At 70.4% G+C, this 18,433-nt stretch carries 17 protein-coding genes; 10 read left to right on the top strand and 7 right to left on the bottom strand.

Annotation, left to right across the window (positions count from 1 at the left end):
- Nucleotides 1-22: 22 nt before the first annotated feature.
- From ACFYYB_RS27445 to ACFYYB_RS27490, 10 genes are all read left to right on the top strand, one after another.
- On the top strand, nucleotides 23-1,213 hold the full coding sequence (locus tag ACFYYB_RS27445; RefSeq protein WP_389438297.1) for a Rieske 2Fe-2S domain-containing protein: 1,191 nt from the start codon (nucleotides 23-25) through the stop codon (nucleotides 1,211-1,213).
- A gap of 4 nt (nucleotides 1,214-1,217) precedes the next feature.
- On the top strand, nucleotides 1,218-2,009 hold the full coding sequence (locus ACFYYB_RS27450; protein WP_389438299.1) for a hypothetical protein: 792 nt from the start codon (nucleotides 1,218-1,220) through the stop codon (nucleotides 2,007-2,009).
- Entirely contained in the window at nucleotides 2,006-2,980 is a 975-nt protein-coding gene (locus ACFYYB_RS27455) for a hypothetical protein (protein ID WP_389438301.1), read from the top strand. The genes ACFYYB_RS27450 and ACFYYB_RS27455 overlap by 4 nt, the downstream gene beginning before the upstream one ends.
- Entirely contained in the window at nucleotides 2,977-3,813 is an 837-nt protein-coding gene (locus ACFYYB_RS27460; RefSeq protein ID WP_389438302.1) for an SDR family oxidoreductase, read from the top strand. The genes ACFYYB_RS27455 and ACFYYB_RS27460 overlap by 4 nt, the downstream gene beginning before the upstream one ends.
- Nucleotides 3,810-4,529, top strand: a complete 720-nt coding sequence (locus ACFYYB_RS27465) for a hypothetical protein (protein ID WP_389438304.1) — start codon at nucleotides 3,810-3,812, stop codon at nucleotides 4,527-4,529. The genes ACFYYB_RS27460 and ACFYYB_RS27465 overlap by 4 nt, the downstream gene beginning before the upstream one ends.
- 13 nt (nucleotides 4,530-4,542) lie before the next feature.
- On the top strand, nucleotides 4,543-5,289 hold the full coding sequence (locus ACFYYB_RS27470; protein WP_389438305.1) for an arylmalonate decarboxylase: 747 nt from the start codon (nucleotides 4,543-4,545) through the stop codon (nucleotides 5,287-5,289).
- 88 nt (nucleotides 5,290-5,377) lie between these two features.
- On the top strand, nucleotides 5,378-6,727 hold the full coding sequence (locus tag ACFYYB_RS27475; RefSeq protein ID WP_389438306.1) for an FG-GAP-like repeat-containing protein: 1,350 nt from the start codon (nucleotides 5,378-5,380) through the stop codon (nucleotides 6,725-6,727).
- 5 nt (nucleotides 6,728-6,732) lie between these two features.
- Entirely contained in the window at nucleotides 6,733-8,166 is a 1,434-nt protein-coding gene (locus ACFYYB_RS27480; RefSeq protein ID WP_389438308.1) for an aldehyde dehydrogenase family protein, read from the top strand.
- Nucleotides 8,167-8,631: 465 nt separating this feature from the next.
- Complete coding sequence (locus ACFYYB_RS27485; RefSeq protein WP_389438309.1) at nucleotides 8,632-8,964, top strand: hypothetical protein; 333 nt, start codon at nucleotides 8,632-8,634, stop codon at nucleotides 8,962-8,964.
- A 352-nt stretch (nucleotides 8,965-9,316) separates the two neighbouring features.
- Nucleotides 9,317-9,706: an ester cyclase gene (locus ACFYYB_RS27490; protein ID WP_389438310.1), complete on the top strand. Its 390-nt coding sequence runs from the start codon at nucleotides 9,317-9,319 to the stop codon at nucleotides 9,704-9,706.
- A gap of 90 nt (nucleotides 9,707-9,796) precedes the next feature.
- Here ACFYYB_RS27490 and ACFYYB_RS27495 read toward each other — a convergent pair whose 3' ends face one another.
- The 7 genes from ACFYYB_RS27495 to ACFYYB_RS27525 form a co-directional block, all read right to left on the bottom strand.
- Nucleotides 9,797-10,765: a hypothetical protein gene (locus ACFYYB_RS27495; protein ID WP_389438311.1), complete on the bottom strand. Its 969-nt coding sequence runs from the start codon at nucleotides 10,763-10,765 to the stop codon at nucleotides 9,797-9,799.
- 121 nt (nucleotides 10,766-10,886) lie between these two features.
- Nucleotides 10,887-12,281 (bottom strand): MFS transporter, encoded by a 1,395-nt coding sequence (locus tag ACFYYB_RS27500; RefSeq protein WP_389438312.1) that lies wholly within the window; start codon nucleotides 12,279-12,281, stop codon nucleotides 10,887-10,889.
- Between the two features lie 36 nt (nucleotides 12,282-12,317).
- Nucleotides 12,318-13,253 carry a dienelactone hydrolase family protein gene (locus ACFYYB_RS27505; RefSeq protein ID WP_389438313.1) on the bottom strand — a complete coding sequence of 312 codons (936 nt, stop codon included), beginning with the start codon at nucleotides 13,251-13,253 and terminating at the stop codon, nucleotides 12,318-12,320.
- A gap of 126 nt (nucleotides 13,254-13,379) precedes the next feature.
- Nucleotides 13,380-14,006, bottom strand: coding sequence for a hypothetical protein (locus ACFYYB_RS27510; protein ID WP_389438314.1), 627 nt, complete (start codon nucleotides 14,004-14,006; stop codon nucleotides 13,380-13,382).
- Nucleotides 14,003-15,799, bottom strand: coding sequence for an AMP-dependent synthetase/ligase (locus ACFYYB_RS27515; protein ID WP_389438315.1), 1,797 nt, complete (start codon nucleotides 15,797-15,799; stop codon nucleotides 14,003-14,005). Before ACFYYB_RS27515 ends, ACFYYB_RS27510 begins: the two co-directional genes overlap by 4 nt.
- A gap of 47 nt (nucleotides 15,800-15,846) precedes the next feature.
- Nucleotides 15,847-16,488 carry an acetoacetate decarboxylase family protein gene (locus tag ACFYYB_RS27520; RefSeq protein ID WP_389438316.1) on the bottom strand — a complete coding sequence of 214 codons (642 nt, stop codon included), beginning with the start codon at nucleotides 16,486-16,488 and terminating at the stop codon, nucleotides 15,847-15,849.
- Complete coding sequence (locus ACFYYB_RS27525; RefSeq protein WP_389438317.1) at nucleotides 16,469-18,265, bottom strand: GMC oxidoreductase; 1,797 nt, start codon at nucleotides 18,263-18,265, stop codon at nucleotides 16,469-16,471. Before ACFYYB_RS27525 ends, ACFYYB_RS27520 begins: the two co-directional genes overlap by 20 nt.
- Nucleotides 18,266-18,433: the final 168 nt, after the last annotated feature.

Consider the following 18,433-nt stretch of genomic DNA (forward strand, 5'->3'; position numbering starts at 1 on the left):
GGAACCGCGAGGTGCCCCACCGATGCTGAAGAACTTCTGGTACGCGGTCGAGTTCTCCGACCGCGTGGACCGCAAACCGCTCAAGGCCGTCTGTCTCGGCCAGTCCCTCGTCCTGTACCGCACGGCGGCCGGCACGCTCGTCGCGCTCTCGGACCTGTGCGCGCACCGCGGGGCCGCGCTGTCCGCCGGTACCGTCAAGGACGACTGCGTGGTGTGTCCGTACCACGGCTGGCGCTTCGATCCCGAGGGCGCGTGCACCACGATTCCCGCCAACCAGCCCGGCCGTGGCATCCCCAAGAAGGCGCGGGTGGACTCCTATCCCGTCCAGGAGCGGTACGGCTTCGTCTGGGTGTTCCTGGGCGATCTCCCTGAGGAGGAGCGGCCGCCGATTCCGCACTGGCCCGAGTTCGAGGACCTGGTTCAGGACGGCGGCCGGTTCAAGACGGTGACCGGCGAATACCTGTGGCACTCCAACTACGAGCGGATCCTGGAGAACGGCTGCGACATCGCGCACACCCCCTTCGTGCACGGGGGCGCCTTCGGCAACCCCGACCGCCCGGAGGTCGAGGAGTACACGGTGGAGCAGCCCGACGAGTGGTCCGCCTTCGCGACCGTGGCCCTGAACCCGCCCGCCGCAAAGGGGCTGTGGTCCAGGCTCTACACGGACCGCAAGTCCCAGGGCAAGGACCGGCCGCCGGTGGTGACCACCGCGGGCTGGATGCTGCCCAACCTGATCAAACTGCACGTGCGCCTGCCACTCGGCAACATGATCATCTATGACACCAATATCCCCATCGACGAGACCACCACCCTGGTGAAGTGGGTCGCGCTGCGCGACTTCTTCACCGGCGACTGGGCGGACAACAACGCCCGCAAACGGGTCCTGGGCATCTTCGACCAGGACGCACCCGTCGTGGACGGGACCCGTCCCGAACTGCTGCCGGCCGATCTCGGCGCCGAGCTGCACCTGCGCTCCGACATGATCTCCGTCGCCTACCGCAGACGGCGCCAGGAACTCGCGGCGAAGGGATGGGCGGTGAGCGACGCCGACCGCATCATCGGCGATATTCCGGCACGTAACGCCACCGTGATCGCCTCCCCCGGCCGGCGGGCGGTCCCCGAGCTCGCCCGCGCATGGGAGCAGAAGGCCCAGGGATTCCATCCGACGGTCGAGGGTGCCCAGTCACCGGCGCCGACCACTGAGAAGGAGTAGCTTCGTGACCTCCCCCCAACCCTCCCCCGACAGCCCGGAGGCCGGCGCGACCCCTGCGGCCAGGCTCTCCCGGACCGTGCTGGACGCCCTGCTGGCCGGGACGGCCCTCGAGGAGCGGCCCACGCCCTGGGCCGTGCTGACCGCTCCGGCATCCCCCGACCCGGTGGGATCGGTACGGTACTTCCGCGGTGACGGGCGAGGCGGTGTCGACGCGGCCGTCACGATCTCCCTGGTGGTGCCCGCGTTCGGGCTGGACAGCCACATGGTGTTCGCCTTCGGCGCCGCAAGCTCCCCGCTGCCGCACTTCACCCTTGACTCCGTTCAAGCAGGCGGCGGATACGCGTTTCACCTGGACCTGGTCCAGCGCGTCGACCTCGCTGTCCACCCGCACTACACGGACCTCGTGTACGCGCCGCTGACGGCGCCGTTCGGCCGGGCCTCGGAGGTACCGGGCCTCAGCCCCGCTGCGATCAGCCCTCGCCAGCGTTCCCTGATGTCGCCGTGGATGCTCGTGCACCGAGCCGACGAAGAAGCTCTGCAGGCGATCACTCCCATCGCCGAGGAGTACTTGCGGCACTGGCTCGAGCTGGCCTGGGCCTTCCCTCCCGACGCCGCTGCCGAAGCCAAGCAGGGTGATACGGCCGCCCGGGACCGGCGGCTGCGCCAGGCCCTGTTCAGCCGGGAGATCGACCCCGTGTGGGCGCAAGTCGACCGACTGCTGGGCCCCGCCACTACTGACGGTCTGCGCGGCCTGCTGACCACCGGCAGACTGCCCGGCGAGGAGGCAGGGGCATGAGCGCGTCTTCCGACCCGGGCCCGAGCGAGTGGCAGCAGCGCATCGCCGGGGAGTGGCACGGCCGGCCCTCCCTCTTCGATGCTCAGGGGACCTGGTGCGGGTACGAGGACATCCGCCGCTCCTCGGAGTTCACCGACGGCCACACGCTCTACCGGATGGACGGCGGCCTGCGCCACGGCGGTCCGCTCGCCGGCCGGTTCCAGCTCGCAGCTCCGTTCGCCTTCCAGGTGCGCGACGCGGATGACAACCGCCTCTACACCGGTCCGGACTTCCACGGCAGTGGCCAGCCCTACGGATCCTTCGTCGACGCCCATTACTACGGGCCGGGCTGGCAGGTTGCCCTCAACACCTGGAACCACGTCCTGCCCGACGGCCTGACCCAGGTCTACTCTTCCGTGCTGCACCAGGGCTGGACCGTCATCGGCTGCTTCAACGGAGTCTACGTACGCACCACTGACCCGGACCTGAGTAAGACCTCCCGCGAGCATGTCGCCCGCCACCTGGCGGCCGAAACGGATGCCGGGCCGGTTCCGTGGATCCTGCCCACCAAACAGCCGGGCTCCTTCACCGGCACGTGCGAGGTGTGGAGCGCGGAGCAAAAGCACCTCGGTGACGTGGAAGTGGAGATCGCGGTCCGCCCGGTGGACCTGCTGCGTGCCCGGCACCACGTCACCTGGCGGGGTGCGGGCCTGGACCGGTCCTTTACGGTGGAGCGCCGCCGCGACGGTGCCCGCGAGTTCTGGGAGGGTCCCGACGCGTGGGGCAACGCGCTGGCCTTCGGCCGGGCCAACTTCCCGCTGTGGCATTTCACGGGCGGGGATGTTCACCGCGTGCGCGGGCGGGAGTTCGTCCTGGACGCACGCCCCGGGATGACGGCGGGCGGCCGGCTCGCCGTCACCTACGAGCTGTTCGGCGGAAACGTGCTGACGGCCGTCCTGCACGGCGTACTGGACTGGAAGGCCGCGTCATGACGTCGACCGTGGTGATCACGGGCGGCACCCGCGGCATCGGGCACGGGCTGGCCCGCGCCTTCCTCGACCGTGGCTGCCGGGTTGCCCTCTGCGGGCGGGACGCGGCGGGTGTGGAGGCTGCCCTCAAGAGCCTGGGGGGCGGCGCGAACGCAATCGGCTACGCGGCGGACGTGACCGACCGCGAGCAGGTGGCCGGGCTGTGGGCGGCCGCCGAAGAGGCCTTCGGAACCGTCGACATCTGGATCAACAACGCCGGGGCGACCACCGCCCGCAAGCCGCTCTGGGAGCTTCACCCGCGCGAGACCGAGGCCGTGACGGCGGTCAATCTGCAAGGCGTCGTCAACGGCAGCGCGGTCGCCGCGGAACGGTTCCTGCGCCAGGGCCGCGGCCGGATCTGGAACATGGAGGGCTTCGGCTCCGACGGCCGGACCATGCCCGGGCTCAGCGTGTACGGAGCGAGCAAACGGGCCGTCACGTATCTCACCGGCGCGTTGGCGGCCGACCTGAAGCGGGAGCAGGAGACCCGCGCCCACGATGTCCGGGCCCTGCTGCTGTCCCCCGGGATCGTGGTCACCGACCTGCTGCTGCACGACTACACGCCGCAGGAGTACACGAAGGCCAGGCCGGTGCTGAACATCCTGGCCGACCGGGTCGAGACCGTCACCCCATGGCTCGCCGACCGAGTACTGGCCGACCGTACGGCCAACGGCGGTCGGGTGGCGTGGCTGACGCGCCGCAAGGCGGCCGGGCGGTTCGCGACGGCCGCATTGCGCAAGCGGGCGGTGCTGCCGCAGGAACTTCCCGCGGCGCCGGATCGGGAGGGAGCCTCGTGAGCGGAGCCCTGGACTACCCTCTCTCCCTCGCAGCCGAGGACTTCGTCCCCGTCATCCTGACGGGCCTAGGGGCCACCCTGCTGATCGGTCCGCTGCGCGCCCACAGCGCGAGCGCCGGGCGCACCGCCACGGCGGGAGCCTCGCTGGTCTTCCTCGGCGGACTCTCGAAGGCCACCTGGAAGCTGCTGGTGGCCTTGGACGGCCCGGACATCCAGGTGCTGAACAAGGCGCTGTTCCCCTGTCTGTCGGCGGGCTTCCTCCTGCTGGCACACGCGCTCCTGGCACTGCCCGCCGCGCACGACCAGCGCGAGCCAGACGCGGTTCGCAGGACCCCGCCGTTGTGGGGGTTCGCGGCGGCTTGGGCGGCCACGGGCGCCGCCGGCCTGCTCCTCACCTCGACGGCGCCGCACATGGTGCTGACCATCGTGGCCGTCACCGTCTGCGCGGTGCGGCTGATCCTGCTGGCCCGCTCACACGGCGATAGTGCGGCCGCGGCCGCGGGCGGGCTGTGGATCACCGGCATGTACGTGCTCGGACCGCTGGCGGCCCGGCCCGACCAGAGCGTGGCGCTCCAGTGGGTGGAGCAGTCCGCGAACACCCTCACACAGGGAGCGTTCGTCCTGCTCGCATGGCGGCTGACCAGGCACCGGCGCGCCGCTCACTCCACGGATCCCTCTCCGTCTGCCTCTTCATCCACCTCTTCCTCCTCCGGCTGATCGGCGGCGTTGCATGACGGACAGTCTCGGCTGGCGGCGCAAGTTCGGCGTCATCGCCCCCAGCACCAACACCATCGTCGAACCCGACTTCTCCCGCATGTCCGTACCGGGCGTCACCTCGCACTTCTCGCGCATCCACATCCGCGACCAGAACATGGACCAGGACTCCGGCATGGAACGGCTCCTGGAACAGATCCGCGACGAGATCGGCGCGGCCTGCGAGCGGGTGCTGACCTGCGAGCCGGACTACATGGTCATGGGCATGAGCGCGGAGACCTTCTGGGGCGGTGTCGAGGGCAACCGGGCCTTCATCAAGCAGATCCACGACATCACCGGGCTGCGGGTGGCAACCGGCGCCGAGGCCTGCGAGCGGGCCCTGCGGCTGTTCGGGGCACGGCGTATCGCCGTGGTGACCCCGTACCAGCCCATCGGCGATGCCAACGTCGACCGGTTCTTCACGGAGCTCGGATTCGACGTGGCCGGCATCAAAGGCCTGCGATGTCCCACAGCAGTTTCCATCGCGCACGTTCCGGAAGCCGAACTCCGCGGCGCGCTGATCGAGCTGGCAGCCCTTCCGGGTGTCGAGGCGATCGTGCAGTGCGGGACGAACCTGTCGATGGTGTCCCTCGCGGACGAAGCCGAGCGCTGGCTCGGGCTGCCGGTGATCGCCATCAACGCCGCCACCTACTGGATGGCCCTGCGCGACAACGGCGTACAGGAACGGCTCTACGGCCACGGCACCCTGCTGCGCGAGCACTGACTCCCGCCCGCGGGACGGGCGACGCCCTCGCAGCCCCGCCATATCGACCCGCCCACATCGACCCGACCACACCGACATGGGGTACTCCGTGCCTGCACTGATCCGCCCGGCGATGGCCGTGCTCATCGCGCTGTCCGCCCTCTCTGTGGCTTCCCCCACCAGCGCCCAGGTCACCGCTCCCGCTGCCGCGGCCTTCTCCCCGCACACGGTCGACCCCGACCTGCCGGGTGCCGCCTTCGCCGTCACGAGCAACGTCTCGGGCGACCCCCGCCAGGAGATCGTCGCCACGGGGTTCGGACGGTTCACGACCGTTCCCGGCGGCCCACCCGTACCGCCCGCGGCCGGCCAGCTCGCCGTCTACCGGCAAAGCGGATGGGATCTCGACACCTGGTCGAAGGGGCTGGTGTTCGACACCGACGCCGCCATTCCCTTCCCCAACGAACCGGCCGTCTCCGACATCGACCGCGACGGGGACCGCGACATCGTCGTACCCGGCGGCTTCTTCCGCTGTACGGCCGCGTGCGGCTCCCTCACCTGGTGGGAACAGCGTGCCGAGGGCACCTGGAAACGTCATGACGTGGTCGCGCCGGGCAGCACGCCCTTGTTCTACCACCGCGCCATCGTGGTCGACTTCGACCGCGACGGCCGACGCGACCTGGTCACGGTCGGCGAGTCCTTCCAGCCCGTCACGAGGATCGAGGGCCAACCCCCGGCCAATGCCTGGATCCAGGTCTTCAAGGGGACGGACGGCCCGGAACGCTTCAGCAGCGAGCCGATAGACATCGCCTCCGGCGGGGGCGCTCTGCCCGTCGTGGAAGACATCGACTCCGATGGAGACCTGGACCTCGCATCCCCGCAGTACTTCGAGCCCGGAGCGGCGTACGTCTGGCTGGAGCGCACCGGGGCACCGCGCCCCGACCACCCGATGGGCAGCTTCACGCAACACGTCATCGACACCACGCAGGGCAAGGCCATCGCTCTGCGGCCGGTACGCAACCTGCACGGCGACGGCCGCACCACATGGGTCGGCTCGAACCACACCAACACTGCGTTCCCGCCCGGCTCCACGGAACCGGCCTCGCAGGTGGTCACCTTCTCCGTCCCCGCGGACCCCCGTTCCGCATGGACGCCGACCGTCGTTTCGAACGGCATCGCCTCACGCGGACGCCCGGGGCAGGCCGCACCCGGCGTGTTCGGCAGTGGGGACATGGACGGGGACCGGGACATCGACCTCCTGGTGTCCGGCGACGGTGACGACCGGCTGTTCTGGCTCGAGCAGAAGCCCGACCACACCTTCGTCACCCATGTGCTGGCGAGCGGGGCCGGTCAGGCGGGAGGAGCCGTGGTGACCGATCTCGACTACGGCTGGCCCCTGCGCAACGAGGCGGTCTTCACCGTCTTCGAGTCGAACAGCGTCAAAGTCTGGACCCGCGACTGACCGCCATGCCGCCACCCGCTTGGAAGGCCGACATCGACGTGACCACATCGGATCTCGACCGCGTACTGACCGGATGCCGCACGGCCGCGGCCCATTGGGGTTCGCTCTCATTCGGCGAGCGGGAACGGCAGCTGCGCCGATGGGCCAACGAGCTGGCCCGCTCCCGGGCAGACGTCATCGCCACGGTTCGCGAGGAGACGGGGAAGCCGCAGGCCGACGCAGAGCTCGAACTGCTGGTCGGCCTGGAACACTTGACGTGGTCCGCCCGGCACGCCGGCCGGACCTTGCGTCCGCGCCGGGTATCACCGGGGATCCTCGCCGCCGAGCACCAGGCGCGGGTCGAACGCCGGCCACTCGGGGTGGTCGGTGTGATCGGCCCGTGGAACTACCCGGTGCTTACTCCGCTGGGCGTACTGGCCGGCGCGCTCGCGGCGGGGAACACCGTGGTGTTCAAGCCGAGCGAGTACACGACGGAAACGGGGCGGGCGCTGGTCGAGGCCTTCGACCGCGCAAATCCTGAGTCGGCGGACGTCCTGCGCCTGCTGCCCGGCGGAGCCGAGGCCGGGGAGGCGCTGTGCCGGGCCGGCGTGGACAAGGTGGCTTTCACAGGTTCCACGCGAACCGGCCAGGCGGTCATGGCCGCATGCGCGGACACCCTCACCCCGGTCGTACTGGAATGCGGCGGCAACGACGCGCTGATCGTGGCCGAGGACGCGGATGTGAGGGCTGCCGCACGAGCGGCCGCCTGGGGCGCCTTCTCCAACGCCGGACAGACCTGCGCCGGCGTGGAGCGGATCTACGTGGTCCAGTCGGTCGGCGAGCAGTTTCTCGCGGCGCTCACAGCGGAGCTGGCACCGGTGCGCGCCGGTCACCATTACGGCCGCCTCACCACCCCGCAGCAGGAGAAAGTGGTGCGCGTCCACGTCGAGGACGCTGCGGCCAACGGCGGCCGCTTCCTAGTCGGCGGACCGGAGTCGTTCCGGGGGCCCGGCCTCGTGGATCCCGTCGTGCTGACCGACGTGCCAGAGGACCGGCCGGCCGTGCAGGAGGAGACCTTCGGGCCGGTTGTGGTGGTCCGGCTTGTACGCGACCTGGACGAGGGCATCGCGCGCGCCAATGCCGTCCCCCAGGCGCTGGGCGCCGCGGTCTTCTCCCGATCGGCGGACCCGTCGGTCGCCAGGAGGCTGCGGGCGGGCATGGTGTCCGTGAACGGCATCCTCACCTTCGCCGGCGTTCCGGGCCTGCCTTTCGGCGGCAACGGCGCGAGCGGTTTCGGACGGGTACACGGGCGAGAAGGCCTGATGGAGTTCACCTCCGCACAAGCCGTGACTGCACGGCGCCTGCACCTTACGGGCTCCGGCCTGACCCGGCTGCGGTCGCCTTGGTGGAAGCACCGCGCGCTGCGCGCGCTGATCCGGCTGCGGCACGGCCGCGACTGACGCTCCCCGGGAGGGCGCGCCCTGCTGTCCGGGGGCCGGTCGGCCGTGCCCCCGGCCCATCGGCACCACGGGGAGCTGCGGTTCCGGATTGCGAACCGGAACTGTCCGCAAGTCCGTGCATTCTAAAGTTGCTGGTGCGGCTCCCCGGTCTTCGACTGGGTGCTGGAGCCGACCGGCGAGCTCTGCGGCCGTGTGGCCGCCCGGCTCCTGACCACCCCCGGGGAAGGGCGCAACCGTGTCCGAGATCGTGCTGCTGGAGAAGGCCCTGAACCACACCACCGGGCTGTCGAACAACGTCACGCCCGACCAGTACGGCCGGCTCACGCCGTGCGAGGACTTCGACGTCCGGGCCCTGACCCACCACCTGCTCGCCGGCAACCCGTACTACGTGACCCTGGCCCAGGGCGGCGGCCCCGACTTCTCCCTCTTCGCCGCGACCAGATCGGCGACGAGCAGCCCGGCGATGTGTACGCCCGCGGCGCCAAGGACGTGCTCGCCGCCTGGCAGAGCGAGGGTGCTCTCGGGCGGCAGATGCCGCTGCCCGGCGGCGGGTCGGGTCCGCGGATCGTGGACCTGCACCTGCTGGAGGCCGTCCTGCACAGCTGGGACCTGGCCACCGCCACCGGCCAGGACCGCACCGGCGACCCCGACGCCGTCCAGGCCGCCTTCGCCGGCTGGTACGGGAACTTCCCCGACGAGATCCGCGCCGCCACCGGCATGTTCGGCCCCTCCAAGGACGCACCCGACACTGCTCCGGCAGCCGACCGCCTCGCCGCCTACCTCGGCCGCACCATCTGAACCGAACGACCGCAAGCCGTCCGTGGGGGCCGTACTGGCCCACGGACACGGTCCGGGCTGCCAACTGAGGGACCAAGGTCCCCAACCTCCGGGACCTTGGCAGGGTGCATGAACCGGGCACCGGGCGTAGGTTTGCTCGTGCGACAGGAGATCGCCGCCAGCTGGCGGTGGATCCTGCTGTACGCCCAGGTCAGGGGCGGCAAGGGAAAGTACAAACAGCGTCGGCATGCCTGCCCGGGCAGCCTCACAGACGCGAGGGCGCACCCAGTCGAGTAATCCTGGGTTCCCGGTGCTACCCCTTGATCTTTTTTCGTTCACCGTTCCGGGAACCCCCCATCGGAACGGACACATCATGTCGGATCTTCAGCACAACAAGCAGGTCGTTGTCGATTACTACCAGACTGCTTTCGGCGGCGACCCCCAGAAGGCCGTAGACGACCACTTCGGCCCCGTCTACGTGCAGCACAATCCGGATGCCCAGGACGGCCCCGAGGCGTTCATCGGCTTTGTGACATGGCTGCGCGGCGAGTACCCGGATCTGAAGCTCGACATCAAGCGCGTCATTGCCGAAGGCGACCTGGTCGTCACCCACTCCCACCTGGACCTGGAGCCGGGCAACCCGGACAATCCCGGCCGTGCGCTGGCGGACTACTTCCGCTTGGAGGACGGAAAGGTCGTCGAGCACTGGGACGTCATCCAGGACGTCCCCACGTCGGCCGCGAACTCCAACGGCATGTTCTGACACCGTCCCTTCGCGAGCCCTGACAACGCGGCGCCGGCCCCGGCAGTGCGGCCAGGGTCGGCGCCTCGGTGTGCGGATCGCGCGGGTGGCTCAGTAGGCCTGCTGCACGGTGACCGCGGGGTCGGCACCGTCCCCCCAGTAGCGGATGTAGGAGCGGGCGATGCTGTCGCCCAGAGCGGCTTTGAGGAAGAGCGCCGACCAGCGGGCGGAGGTGCGGATGCCGTCGACTTGGTCGGTGGTCTGGGCCGAGGGATCAGGGGCGGCGCCGGGCGGATTCTGGACGCCCGTGATGCCGTAGTGGTTGACCCCGGCAACCGTGACGAGCGCCTTCGGTGTGCCCTTCAGGGCCTCGTACGTGGCCTGCGCGGCCGCGGGGGCGGCAACGCCGTCGGCGGATCCCTGGATCAGGGCGACCGGCACGGTGTTGTTCACCGGGGCGACCGGACCTCCGCCGGGCGGCGCGTTGTTGGTGCCGAAGAAGGCGGCCGCTTTGAGTTCGGCGGGCTTGACGGCCCCCGGCGGCAGGCCGAAGCAGAAGGGCGGGGCGCACTGCCCCTGGACGGTGGCGATGCCTGCGGCGCCGCCGAAGGAGTGGCCGAGGAGGGCGAACGAGGCAGGGTCCAGCCGGCCGGCGAGGGGGCTGTCGGCGCGGGTGTTCTCGGTCTTCGACCAGGCGACGGTGGTGAGGCTCTGGTCGGCAGAGGCCCACAGGCCGGGGATGCCGAAGACGGAGCGCTGGTGGTTGGGGACGACCACGACGAAGCCGAATGCCGCGACGGTGCGGGCGTAGCCCTCGTAGTGGCTCTTGTCGACGTTCGCTCCTTGTTGGAGCAGGACCACGGGGAGCCGGCTTCCGGATTCCGGGTAGTAGATGTCGGCGGCATCGGCTCCGACGGAGGAGGGGTAGGCGAGGGTGGGGACGGGGGTCGGGCTCTGCGGGCTCTCCGCGGCGGCAGGGGCCGCGACGCCCACCGCGGTCAGCAGGGCGAACCCGAGCAGGCCGGCCGCGATGCCGCGGCCGGTGCTGCGTTGTGCCGGTGAGTGCTTGGTGCGTGCCATGAGTAATCCGATCTTCTTCTCTGTTGTCGGCGTGAGATGGTGCGTGGTGCACATGAAGAAGTCGCGATTTCCTTTCTGTTGGACGGATCGTGTGTGCACACGTCGAGTGGGTATGTCGCGGTCAGGCTGATCGTCGGGCCGCCGCAGCGGCGTCGGCTTCGTAGTGGCGGCGGCCGCGCAGAACCACCACTGACCCCACCAGCAGGGGCACCAGCACGGTGGCGAAGGCCCAGCGGAGGGACCCCGTCGCATCGGACGCCAGACCGATGAGCCATGGACCGAGCGATCCACCAAGGGTGACCAGGAGCTGGAGGACGGCGAAGCCGAGGCCGCGTCGTTCGGCTGCGACGACGTCGGCGTTGGCTGCGGTGAGGTTGGCCAGGGCGGCGGCGAAGCCGAAGTTGGCGAGGCCGAAGCACAGGACCTGTGGCACGAGGACCGGCACCGCGACGGCGCCGGCCAAGGCGATGGTGCCGAGCAGCAGGCCCGAGCCGCCGATGGCGATACGGCGGCCGGGGCGCGGGGTGCCGTCGCGGTCGCCCAGCCAGCTGCCGGTGATGATGCCGGCGACGATGCCGACCAGTCCGGCGCCGCCGGCCACGGCGGCGGCCTCGGCCTCGCCGAGTCCGAAGAACCGGCCGTAGTAGGAAGGCATCCAGTAGAAGAGGCCGCCAAGTCCGAAGAAGAGAATGCTGAGGCCCGTGACCACGGTGCGCAGGGTTCGGATCCGCAGCAGCTCGCGCACCTGGGTGCGCAGCGGTTGCGGAGCGACGTCTTCGGGGCCCGATGACGAGGTCAGCTTCTCTGCGGGTGGGTCGCCGGCCTCGCGCCGGTACCACAGGGTGAGACGGTCTCCGGTGCCCCGAGCCGGTTCACGCAGGGTCAGGACGAGCAGGGCGACGAGCAGTCCGGGCACGGCGACGAGGAAGAAGCCTGTGCGCCAGCCGACGCTCTGTGCAAGAGCGCCTCCGGCGATGACCCCGATGGGCAGGCCGCCGAAGTAGGCCATGCGCTCGTAACCGAAGGCTCGCGTGCGTCCGGGGCCCGGGTAGTAGTCGGCGAGGAGGCTGGAGGCGGGCGGGTTGTAGAGCTGTCCGGCGGCTCCGAGGAACATCCGGACGGTGAAGAGGGTGAGGTAGCTGCCGGCGAGCCCGGTGCCGACGGTCAGCAGCGACCAGACGGCCACGACGACGGCGACGGTCCAGGTGCGGCGGGCGGTGTCGGCGAGCCGCCCCGCCGGGAGCAGCAGGATCACTGCGGCGAGTGATCCGGCGGTGGCGATGGCTCCGCCGGCCGCGTCGCCGAATCCGAACTCCTTCTGGATGGTGGGCAGGGCGCCGGCGAGGAGGTTGTACTCGATGCGGTCGATGGCTGCGACGAGGGCGATGCAGATGGCGGGCCACCATCCGAACGGGGCGGGTGCGCCGCGCCGGACGGTGACCGGGGGCCGCCCGGGGAAGACGGTGAAAGCGACCCGCTCCCCGTCGTGTTCGTGGCGGGGGGCGGGTGCGCTCATGGTTGTCCTCCGTGCGGGCGGGCGGCGGGGGTGAGGTCAGGGCTTGGCGGTGTACACGACGCCGGGCAGGGTCTGCGCGGCGGTGCCCCAGACCTGGCCCTGGAGGGAGGCGTCGAGGCCCAGCGTGTAGAGCAGGTATGTGGTGGTCACCGAGCGGGTGAGTCGCTGCTGTTCGGCTCGGGCGATGGAGCCGCTGTCGCAGCCGAAGCCGTTGCTGTCGACGAATCCGCAGTGGAATCCGCCGGTGATGACCCGCAGTTGTGTCGGCGCCTTCTTGGCGTCGTACATCTTCTGCTGGTTGTCGGCGACTCCGGCGATGGTGTCCTTGCTTCCGCCGACGTACTGGGCCGGGGCGGTGATGGCTCCGGACGCGGTGATCGCGGAGGGGTTGGTCTCGGCGGCCGCGAGGGTGGAGACGGTCTTGACGGCGGGGTTGCGGGCTGCGGCGAGGAGGGCCGCGCCGCCGCCCATGGAGTGGCCGGACACCGCGTAGCGGCTGGTGTCGACGGTGCCGTTGAAGCGTGAGCCCGTGGCGGTGTTCTGTGCGGTCAGCCAGGTGAGGCCGGCGTTGAGGTCGTCGGCGAATCCGGTGTGGCTGGGTGAGAGGCCGCCCTGCGACTTGGGGGTGACGGTGATGAAGCCCCACGAGGTGTAGTGGCGCAGGAGAGTTTCGTACTTGGAGATGTCCTGGAAGAAGCCGTGCCCGAACGCGAGGCCGGGGTGGAGGCCTTGGGCGACGGGGGCGTTGGCGCCCGCGGTGGTGCCGGGGTACCAGACGCGGGCGCTGTAGGAGCGGCCGGAGGCGGAGACGGTCAGGTCGGTGTAGGCGACGGGGTAGGCGCCTGGGGCGGCGGGATCAGCCGCGATGGTGGATGCGGGGGTGGGGGCGGCCGCCAGCGCGGTGGGGGCGGTCAGGGTGGCGGCGACGGCCAGGATGATGGCCGGGACGGCGCGCATGAGTGTGCGTAGCACGAGGGGTGCCCTCCTGTGGGGGTATCGCGGAGAGAAACGATGTATCCATTGCAGCACATTGGCGCGTACACGCCAAGACCACCTGCGTTTCTCCATACGGAACGGTGTTGCCATTTGGGCGACTTCTCAGTGTTCGGCTGCTGCAGGCCGTACCGACCGTCTGCGGCGCAGCTCTACAACGAGTCCGGCGAGCATCAAGGCCTCGCCCACGTTCCCCAGCGGTGGCGCGGCAAAGGCGCCGGCGGAGCAGGCAAGGACGGCGAGGGCCCCCAGGGCAATCCAAGGCGTCCTGAGCCGGATCCAGGCAGCAACGCCGATCGCCAGCAATATGACGATCGCGAGGACGGCTGCGACCGGGAATGCGCCCGGCTCGGCATCCGCGTAGCGCAGGGTGTCCGCCCAGGTGCGGGAACGGAGGTGGAGGCCCGACAGCGTAGTCGCACAGCCGAGCCCGATCAGTGAAACGACGATGACCCAACCTCCTGCGAGGGAGGCGCGTCCGCCGCGCAGAGCGAGGATCGCGCACGGCAGCACGAGGGGCGTTCCCACGGCGTGGGCGACGAAGCGGCCAACGCTCAGGGTCTCCAGTGCCGGACCCTCACCGAGTAGAACGCCGACCGATACGACGGCCGAGTCGTATGCCAGGGCGCATCCAAGGAGCGCGGTGAGCAGGCCGGCCGGGCCGGCTCGCAATGCGATTGCGGCCAGGACGAGTTGGAGGGCGGCGAGGAGTACCAGTGCGGCCGATATCACCGGCCGGTCCCGGCGCGCTGGTACAGGGCCTCGACCATGTCGGCGTACTGGATGGTGACGGCGGCCCGGCGGACTTTGAGGGTCACGGTGAGTTCGGGTCCGCCCGGGGTCCATTGTTCGGTGAGTACCTCGTGGGCCCGGATCCGTTCGGGTCGCGAGAGGCGGGTGTTGGCATCGGCGACGGCCTCGGTGAGGGCTGCCGCGAGCTCAGGAGCGTGGGTGTGCCAGGGTGCGGTTGAGGTGATGCCGATTTTCCGGGCCCAGGCGGTGACGGCCTCGCGGTCGGGGACGAGGAGGGCGACGTTGAAGGGGCGGGCGTCGCCGACGACGATGGCGTGCGCGATCAGGGGCGAGGCCTCCTTGAGGACGCCCTCGATGCGGGCCGGGGCCATGTTCTTGCCGCCCGTGCTGATGATGAGGTCTTTCTTGCGGTCGACGATGCGCACGTCGCCGGCAGCGTCGATGGTGGCGAGGTCGCCGGTGTGCAGCCAGCCTTCCGTGTCGATGGTCTGCGCGGTGAGTTCGGGCTCGCCGCGGTATCCGCGCATCAGGAAGGGTGCGCGTACGAGGAGTTCTCCGTCGTCGGCGATGCTGATCTCGGCGCCGGGGACGGGGCGGCCCACGGTTCCGGCCCGTGGGCTGTCCGGTGGGGCGATGAGTGCGATGCCGCTGAGTTCTGACATGCCCCAGGCGTCGGTGAGGGGAAGGCCGAGGGCGTGGAAGAAGTCCTGGAGTCCTTCGGGTGCCGGTGCGGCCCCGGTGATGCAGATGCGGGCGCGGTCGAGCCCGATGCGGCGGCGGAGTTCGCCGAGGATCGGTTCAGCCGCGTCGAGTTCGGCTCGCTCGGCCTCGGTGAGGGGATCGGTCGCCCAGCGGCGCGGAGCGAGGCGGCGGCCGGTGGCCAGGGCGTCCTCCACCAGGGTGCGAAGCCCTGGGTCGGCGTCGGCGATCGCGTTCTCCAGGCCGGTGCGCAGGCGTTGCCAGAGGGCGGGCACGGCTCCGAAGAGCGTGGGGCGCACTGTGGTGAGGGTTTCGGCAAGGCGGGACAGGTCGTCCAGGCAGGTCAGCTGGGTTCCGCAGGCGAGGTGGGTGTAGTGCGATCCCCACCGGTCGGCGATGTGTGCGGCGGGGAGGAAGGATATGTGACTGTCGCCCGCGGTGACGTTCAGGACCTGTTGGGTGCCGTCGAGTTGGGCCATCATCGCGCGGTGGGTGATCTCAACGGCTTTGGAGCGGCCTGTGGTACCGGAGGTGTGGATCAAGGTGATCAGGTCGTCGGGACCTACCTCGCGAACGGCGGCGGCGAGATCGAGGGGGGTGGGGGCCGTCGACGCGGCCTCGGCGAGGGAGAGGACACCGTCCTCGGCCGGATCTTCCAGAGCATCGACGGCTACCAGCTGCCGGACGCAGGTGTCGACGCGCGCAGCGCGCAGCACGGGAAGGAAACGGCGTTCGGTGACGACGAGACGGGTTGCGGTGCTGGTCAGCAGGTCGTGAATCTGGTCGGCGGGAAGACTGTTGTAGAGGGAGTAGGGAACGGCGCCCAGGTGCAGGGCGGCGCAGTCGGCGATGTGGAACTCGGGCCGGTTGGTGAGCATGAGGGCCACTGGCTCGCCTCGGCGGACGCCGAGGTGCTTGAGTGCGGCTGCGACGGATGCGACACGATCGGCGTATTGGGCCCAGGTCAGTATGGGGCCCTCGGGGGTGAGGAGCGCGGGTTCGTGGGGCCGGGCGGTCACGGTCTGCTGGAAGGCCTCGCAAAGGGTGGAGGGCAGATTGGTTGCGGGCGTCATGAGCGCTCCTCGGAAGGGAAGGCCCGCCGGGGGCCCTCGTCGGGTTCTCAGACCTTGGTGGTCGGCGTCCTCGGGGAGGCGCTGCCGAAGGCGAGGCTGAAGTCGTGCAAGGTCAGGCTGAGCAGGGGCGGGCCGTCGACCGGGAGCCTGAGCGTGCTGCCGGGCGGGATCCGCCAGGTCGCTCGCGCCAGTGCGACCTGGCTGCGGCTGCGCACGCGGCTTGTCTTCAGGTGCCCGTCGAGTTGCTGGGCGAGGCGGTAGGAGATCGGCCAGCGTCCCGGCAGCGGGGTTCGGTGCTGGAAGGACGCGGAGCACAGCGTGGTGTCCTCGGTCCGGGCGGTCGCTTCCATGCCCTTGTCCCTGGCGATGTCGAAGGCGGCCAGCTCCTTCGGGATTCCCCACAGTTCGCGCCCACCGGCCAGCGATGGCGGGCTGTCCACCCATATGTCGGTGATGCTGACGCGGGGCTTGAAGCGGTCGCGGACCAGCACGGCGGAGAGGACCTCGTTGTAGTGCAGGACGCTGTCGTTCTCGTAGATGACCCAGGCGGCGCCCATGATGGCGCGGCCTGCGAGGGTGAGGGGCCGTACGCCGTTCGGCAGGGGTGGCACTGCCTTGCGTGGGACGAGCCACAGGGAGAGGTTCATCTGCCCGGCGAGGTGCCAGGGCTCAGGCGGGTACGTCGGCATCGGGGTCCTGTTCTTCGGGAGGCCGGGGGCTGAACCGCAGCGCGGCGGGAGCGTGTTCGGGGACGGCTGGGCGTCGTGGTCTGACGGGATCCAGCCGGCGGTAGGGCGTGTCCGGCCGGGGGCGGGGGTCGGTGTCGCCGAGGTTGGGCCACAGGGCGGTGGCGCGTTCGGCGAGGGCGGTGATGGTCAAGGAGGGGTTGACTCCGAGGTTGGCGGAGATGGTGGAACCGTCGATGACGTGCAGCCCGGGGTACCCGTGAACGCGGTGGTACGGGTCGACGACTCCGTGGGCGGCATCGGTGGCAATGGTGCAGCCGCCGATCAGGTGGCCGGTGGACGGAATGTTGAACAAGTCTCCCCATGTGCCGCAGGCCATCGCGTCGTTCTGTTCGGCGGCGATGCGGGCCAGGTGATGGCCGGCCGGTATCCAGGTGGGGTTGGAGGCGCCCTCGCCAGGCAGGCTGGTCAGGCGCTGTCCGAGCAGACCGCGGCGCAGCCTGGTGGTGAGGGAGTTGTCGGCCGACTGCATGACCAGCAGGACCACCGATTGCCTCGCCCAGCGGCGCGGGCGGTGCAGGGCCGGCAGGCTCCGGGCGTTCGCGGCCATCGTGGCGAGGCCGGACAGGAGCCGGGAGCGTCCGGGGGCTGGGTCGGTGAGGATCGCTCCGAGCAGGGCGAGTAGGTTGCTGCCGGGCCCGTATCGGACCGGTTCGACGTGGGTGGTGTCGTCGAGGTGCACCGAGGAAGTGATGGCGACGCCTTGGGTGAAGTCTGCGCCCGGATCCTTGGAGCGCACCGCGAGGATGGCCTCGGAGTTCGTCCGCGTCAGGTGACCTAGGCGCGGGGAGATGTGGGGCAGGGAGCCGTCGGCTCGGAGGCGGTGGAGCAGGCGCTGGGTGCCGAGGGCTCCGGCGGCGAAGACGACGTGCCGTGCGGTGGTGGTGTGCAGTTCGGTGCGGATGGTGCGTCCGGTGCGGACGGACGTGACGGTCCAGCCGGCGCCGGTGGTGGTGTTCGGGCGGACCTCGGTGACGGTGCGTTCGGCGCAGACCGTCGCTCCGGCGGCTTCGGCCAGGCCGAGGTAGTTCTTGGGGAGGGTGTTCTTGGCGTTGTGCCGGCATCCCGTCATGCATGCCCCGCAGTGCAGGCAGGCCGCGCGGGCGGGGCCGGCACCGCCGAAATAGGGGTCGGGAACGGTCGTGCCGGGCGCGGTGCCGGGTTTCCCGAAGTGCACGCCTACGGGGGTGGCACGGAAAGTGCCTTCGCATCCCAGTTCCCGGGCGGCTTCCTTCAGTACCCGGTCAGAGGGCGTGAACCGGGGGTTGAGTGTGACGCCGAGCATGCGTCGGGCCTGCTCGTAGTAGGGGGCCAGTTCGGTGCGCCAGTCGGTGATGGCGGCCCAGTGGGTGCCCTCGTAGAAGGGTGGGGGCGGAACGTAGAGGGTGTTGGCGTAGCCGAGGGATCCGCCTCCGACGCCCGCACCGGTCAATACCAGAACGCGGCCCAGCAGGGTCATGCGGAGAATGCCGCGGCAGCCGAGGCGCGGCGCGAAGAGGTAGTCACGTACCCGCCAGGAGGTCCGGGGGAACTCGTCGTCCGCGAAGCGCCGGCCGGCCTCGAGAACGGCGACGCGGTAGCCCTTCTCGGTCAGGCGCAGGGCGGTGACGCTGCCCCCGAAGCCGGATCCGATGACGAGCACGTCAACGTCGTCGGGGGGTAGCTGCCGGGCGGCAGTGGTGGGTGGCGGAGCGTCTTGGGGTGGTGAAGAGGTGGACATCACGGCTCCCGCAGGACGACAGATCCGCCGGTGACCCCACGGTGGAGTGATCGACCCGCGGCGTGACCGGGCGGTCATGTGACCGCCCGGTCATAGTGGGCGGAGCCTGGTGCCCTGTCAATGAATCCGTCAGCAACGCAGAGGCTTCCCGAGTTGCACAACTGCCGC

The organism is Streptomyces sp. NPDC002886 (assembly GCF_042888445.1).
Classification (GTDB): Bacteria; Actinomycetota; Actinomycetes; order Streptomycetales; family Streptomycetaceae; genus Streptomyces.

Bases quoted from the DNA above. Each gene is read 5' to 3' on its own strand.
- ACFYYB_RS27515 (WP_389438315.1), bottom strand. From the start codon at position 15,799: ATGACGCCCGCAACCAATCTGCCCTCCACCCTTTGCGAGGCCTTCCAG.
- ACFYYB_RS27455 (WP_389438301.1), top strand. From the start codon at position 2,006: ATGAGCGCGTCTTCCGACCCGGGCCCGAGCGAGTGGCAGCAGCGCATC.
- ACFYYB_RS27480 (WP_389438308.1), top strand. From the start codon at position 6,733: ATGCCGCCACCCGCTTGGAAGGCCGACATCGACGTGACCACATCGGAT.
- ACFYYB_RS27470 (WP_389438305.1), top strand. From the start codon at position 4,543: ATGACGGACAGTCTCGGCTGGCGGCGCAAGTTCGGCGTCATCGCCCCC.
- ACFYYB_RS27525 (WP_389438317.1), bottom strand. From the start codon at position 18,265: ATGTCCACCTCTTCACCACCCCAAGACGCTCCGCCACCCACCACTGCC.
- ACFYYB_RS27500 (WP_389438312.1), bottom strand. From the start codon at position 12,281: ATGAGCGCACCCGCCCCCCGCCACGAACACGACGGGGAGCGGGTCGCT.
- ACFYYB_RS27495 (WP_389438311.1), bottom strand. From the start codon at position 10,765: ATGGCACGCACCAAGCACTCACCGGCACAACGCAGCACCGGCCGCGGC.
- ACFYYB_RS27460 (WP_389438302.1), top strand. From the start codon at position 2,977: ATGACGTCGACCGTGGTGATCACGGGCGGCACCCGCGGCATCGGGCAC.
- ACFYYB_RS27490 (WP_389438310.1), top strand. From the start codon at position 9,317: ATGTCGGATCTTCAGCACAACAAGCAGGTCGTTGTCGATTACTACCAG.
- ACFYYB_RS27520 (WP_389438316.1), bottom strand. From the start codon at position 16,488: ATGCCGACGTACCCGCCTGAGCCCTGGCACCTCGCCGGGCAGATGAAC.
- ACFYYB_RS27445 (WP_389438297.1), top strand. From the start codon at position 23: ATGCTGAAGAACTTCTGGTACGCGGTCGAGTTCTCCGACCGCGTGGAC.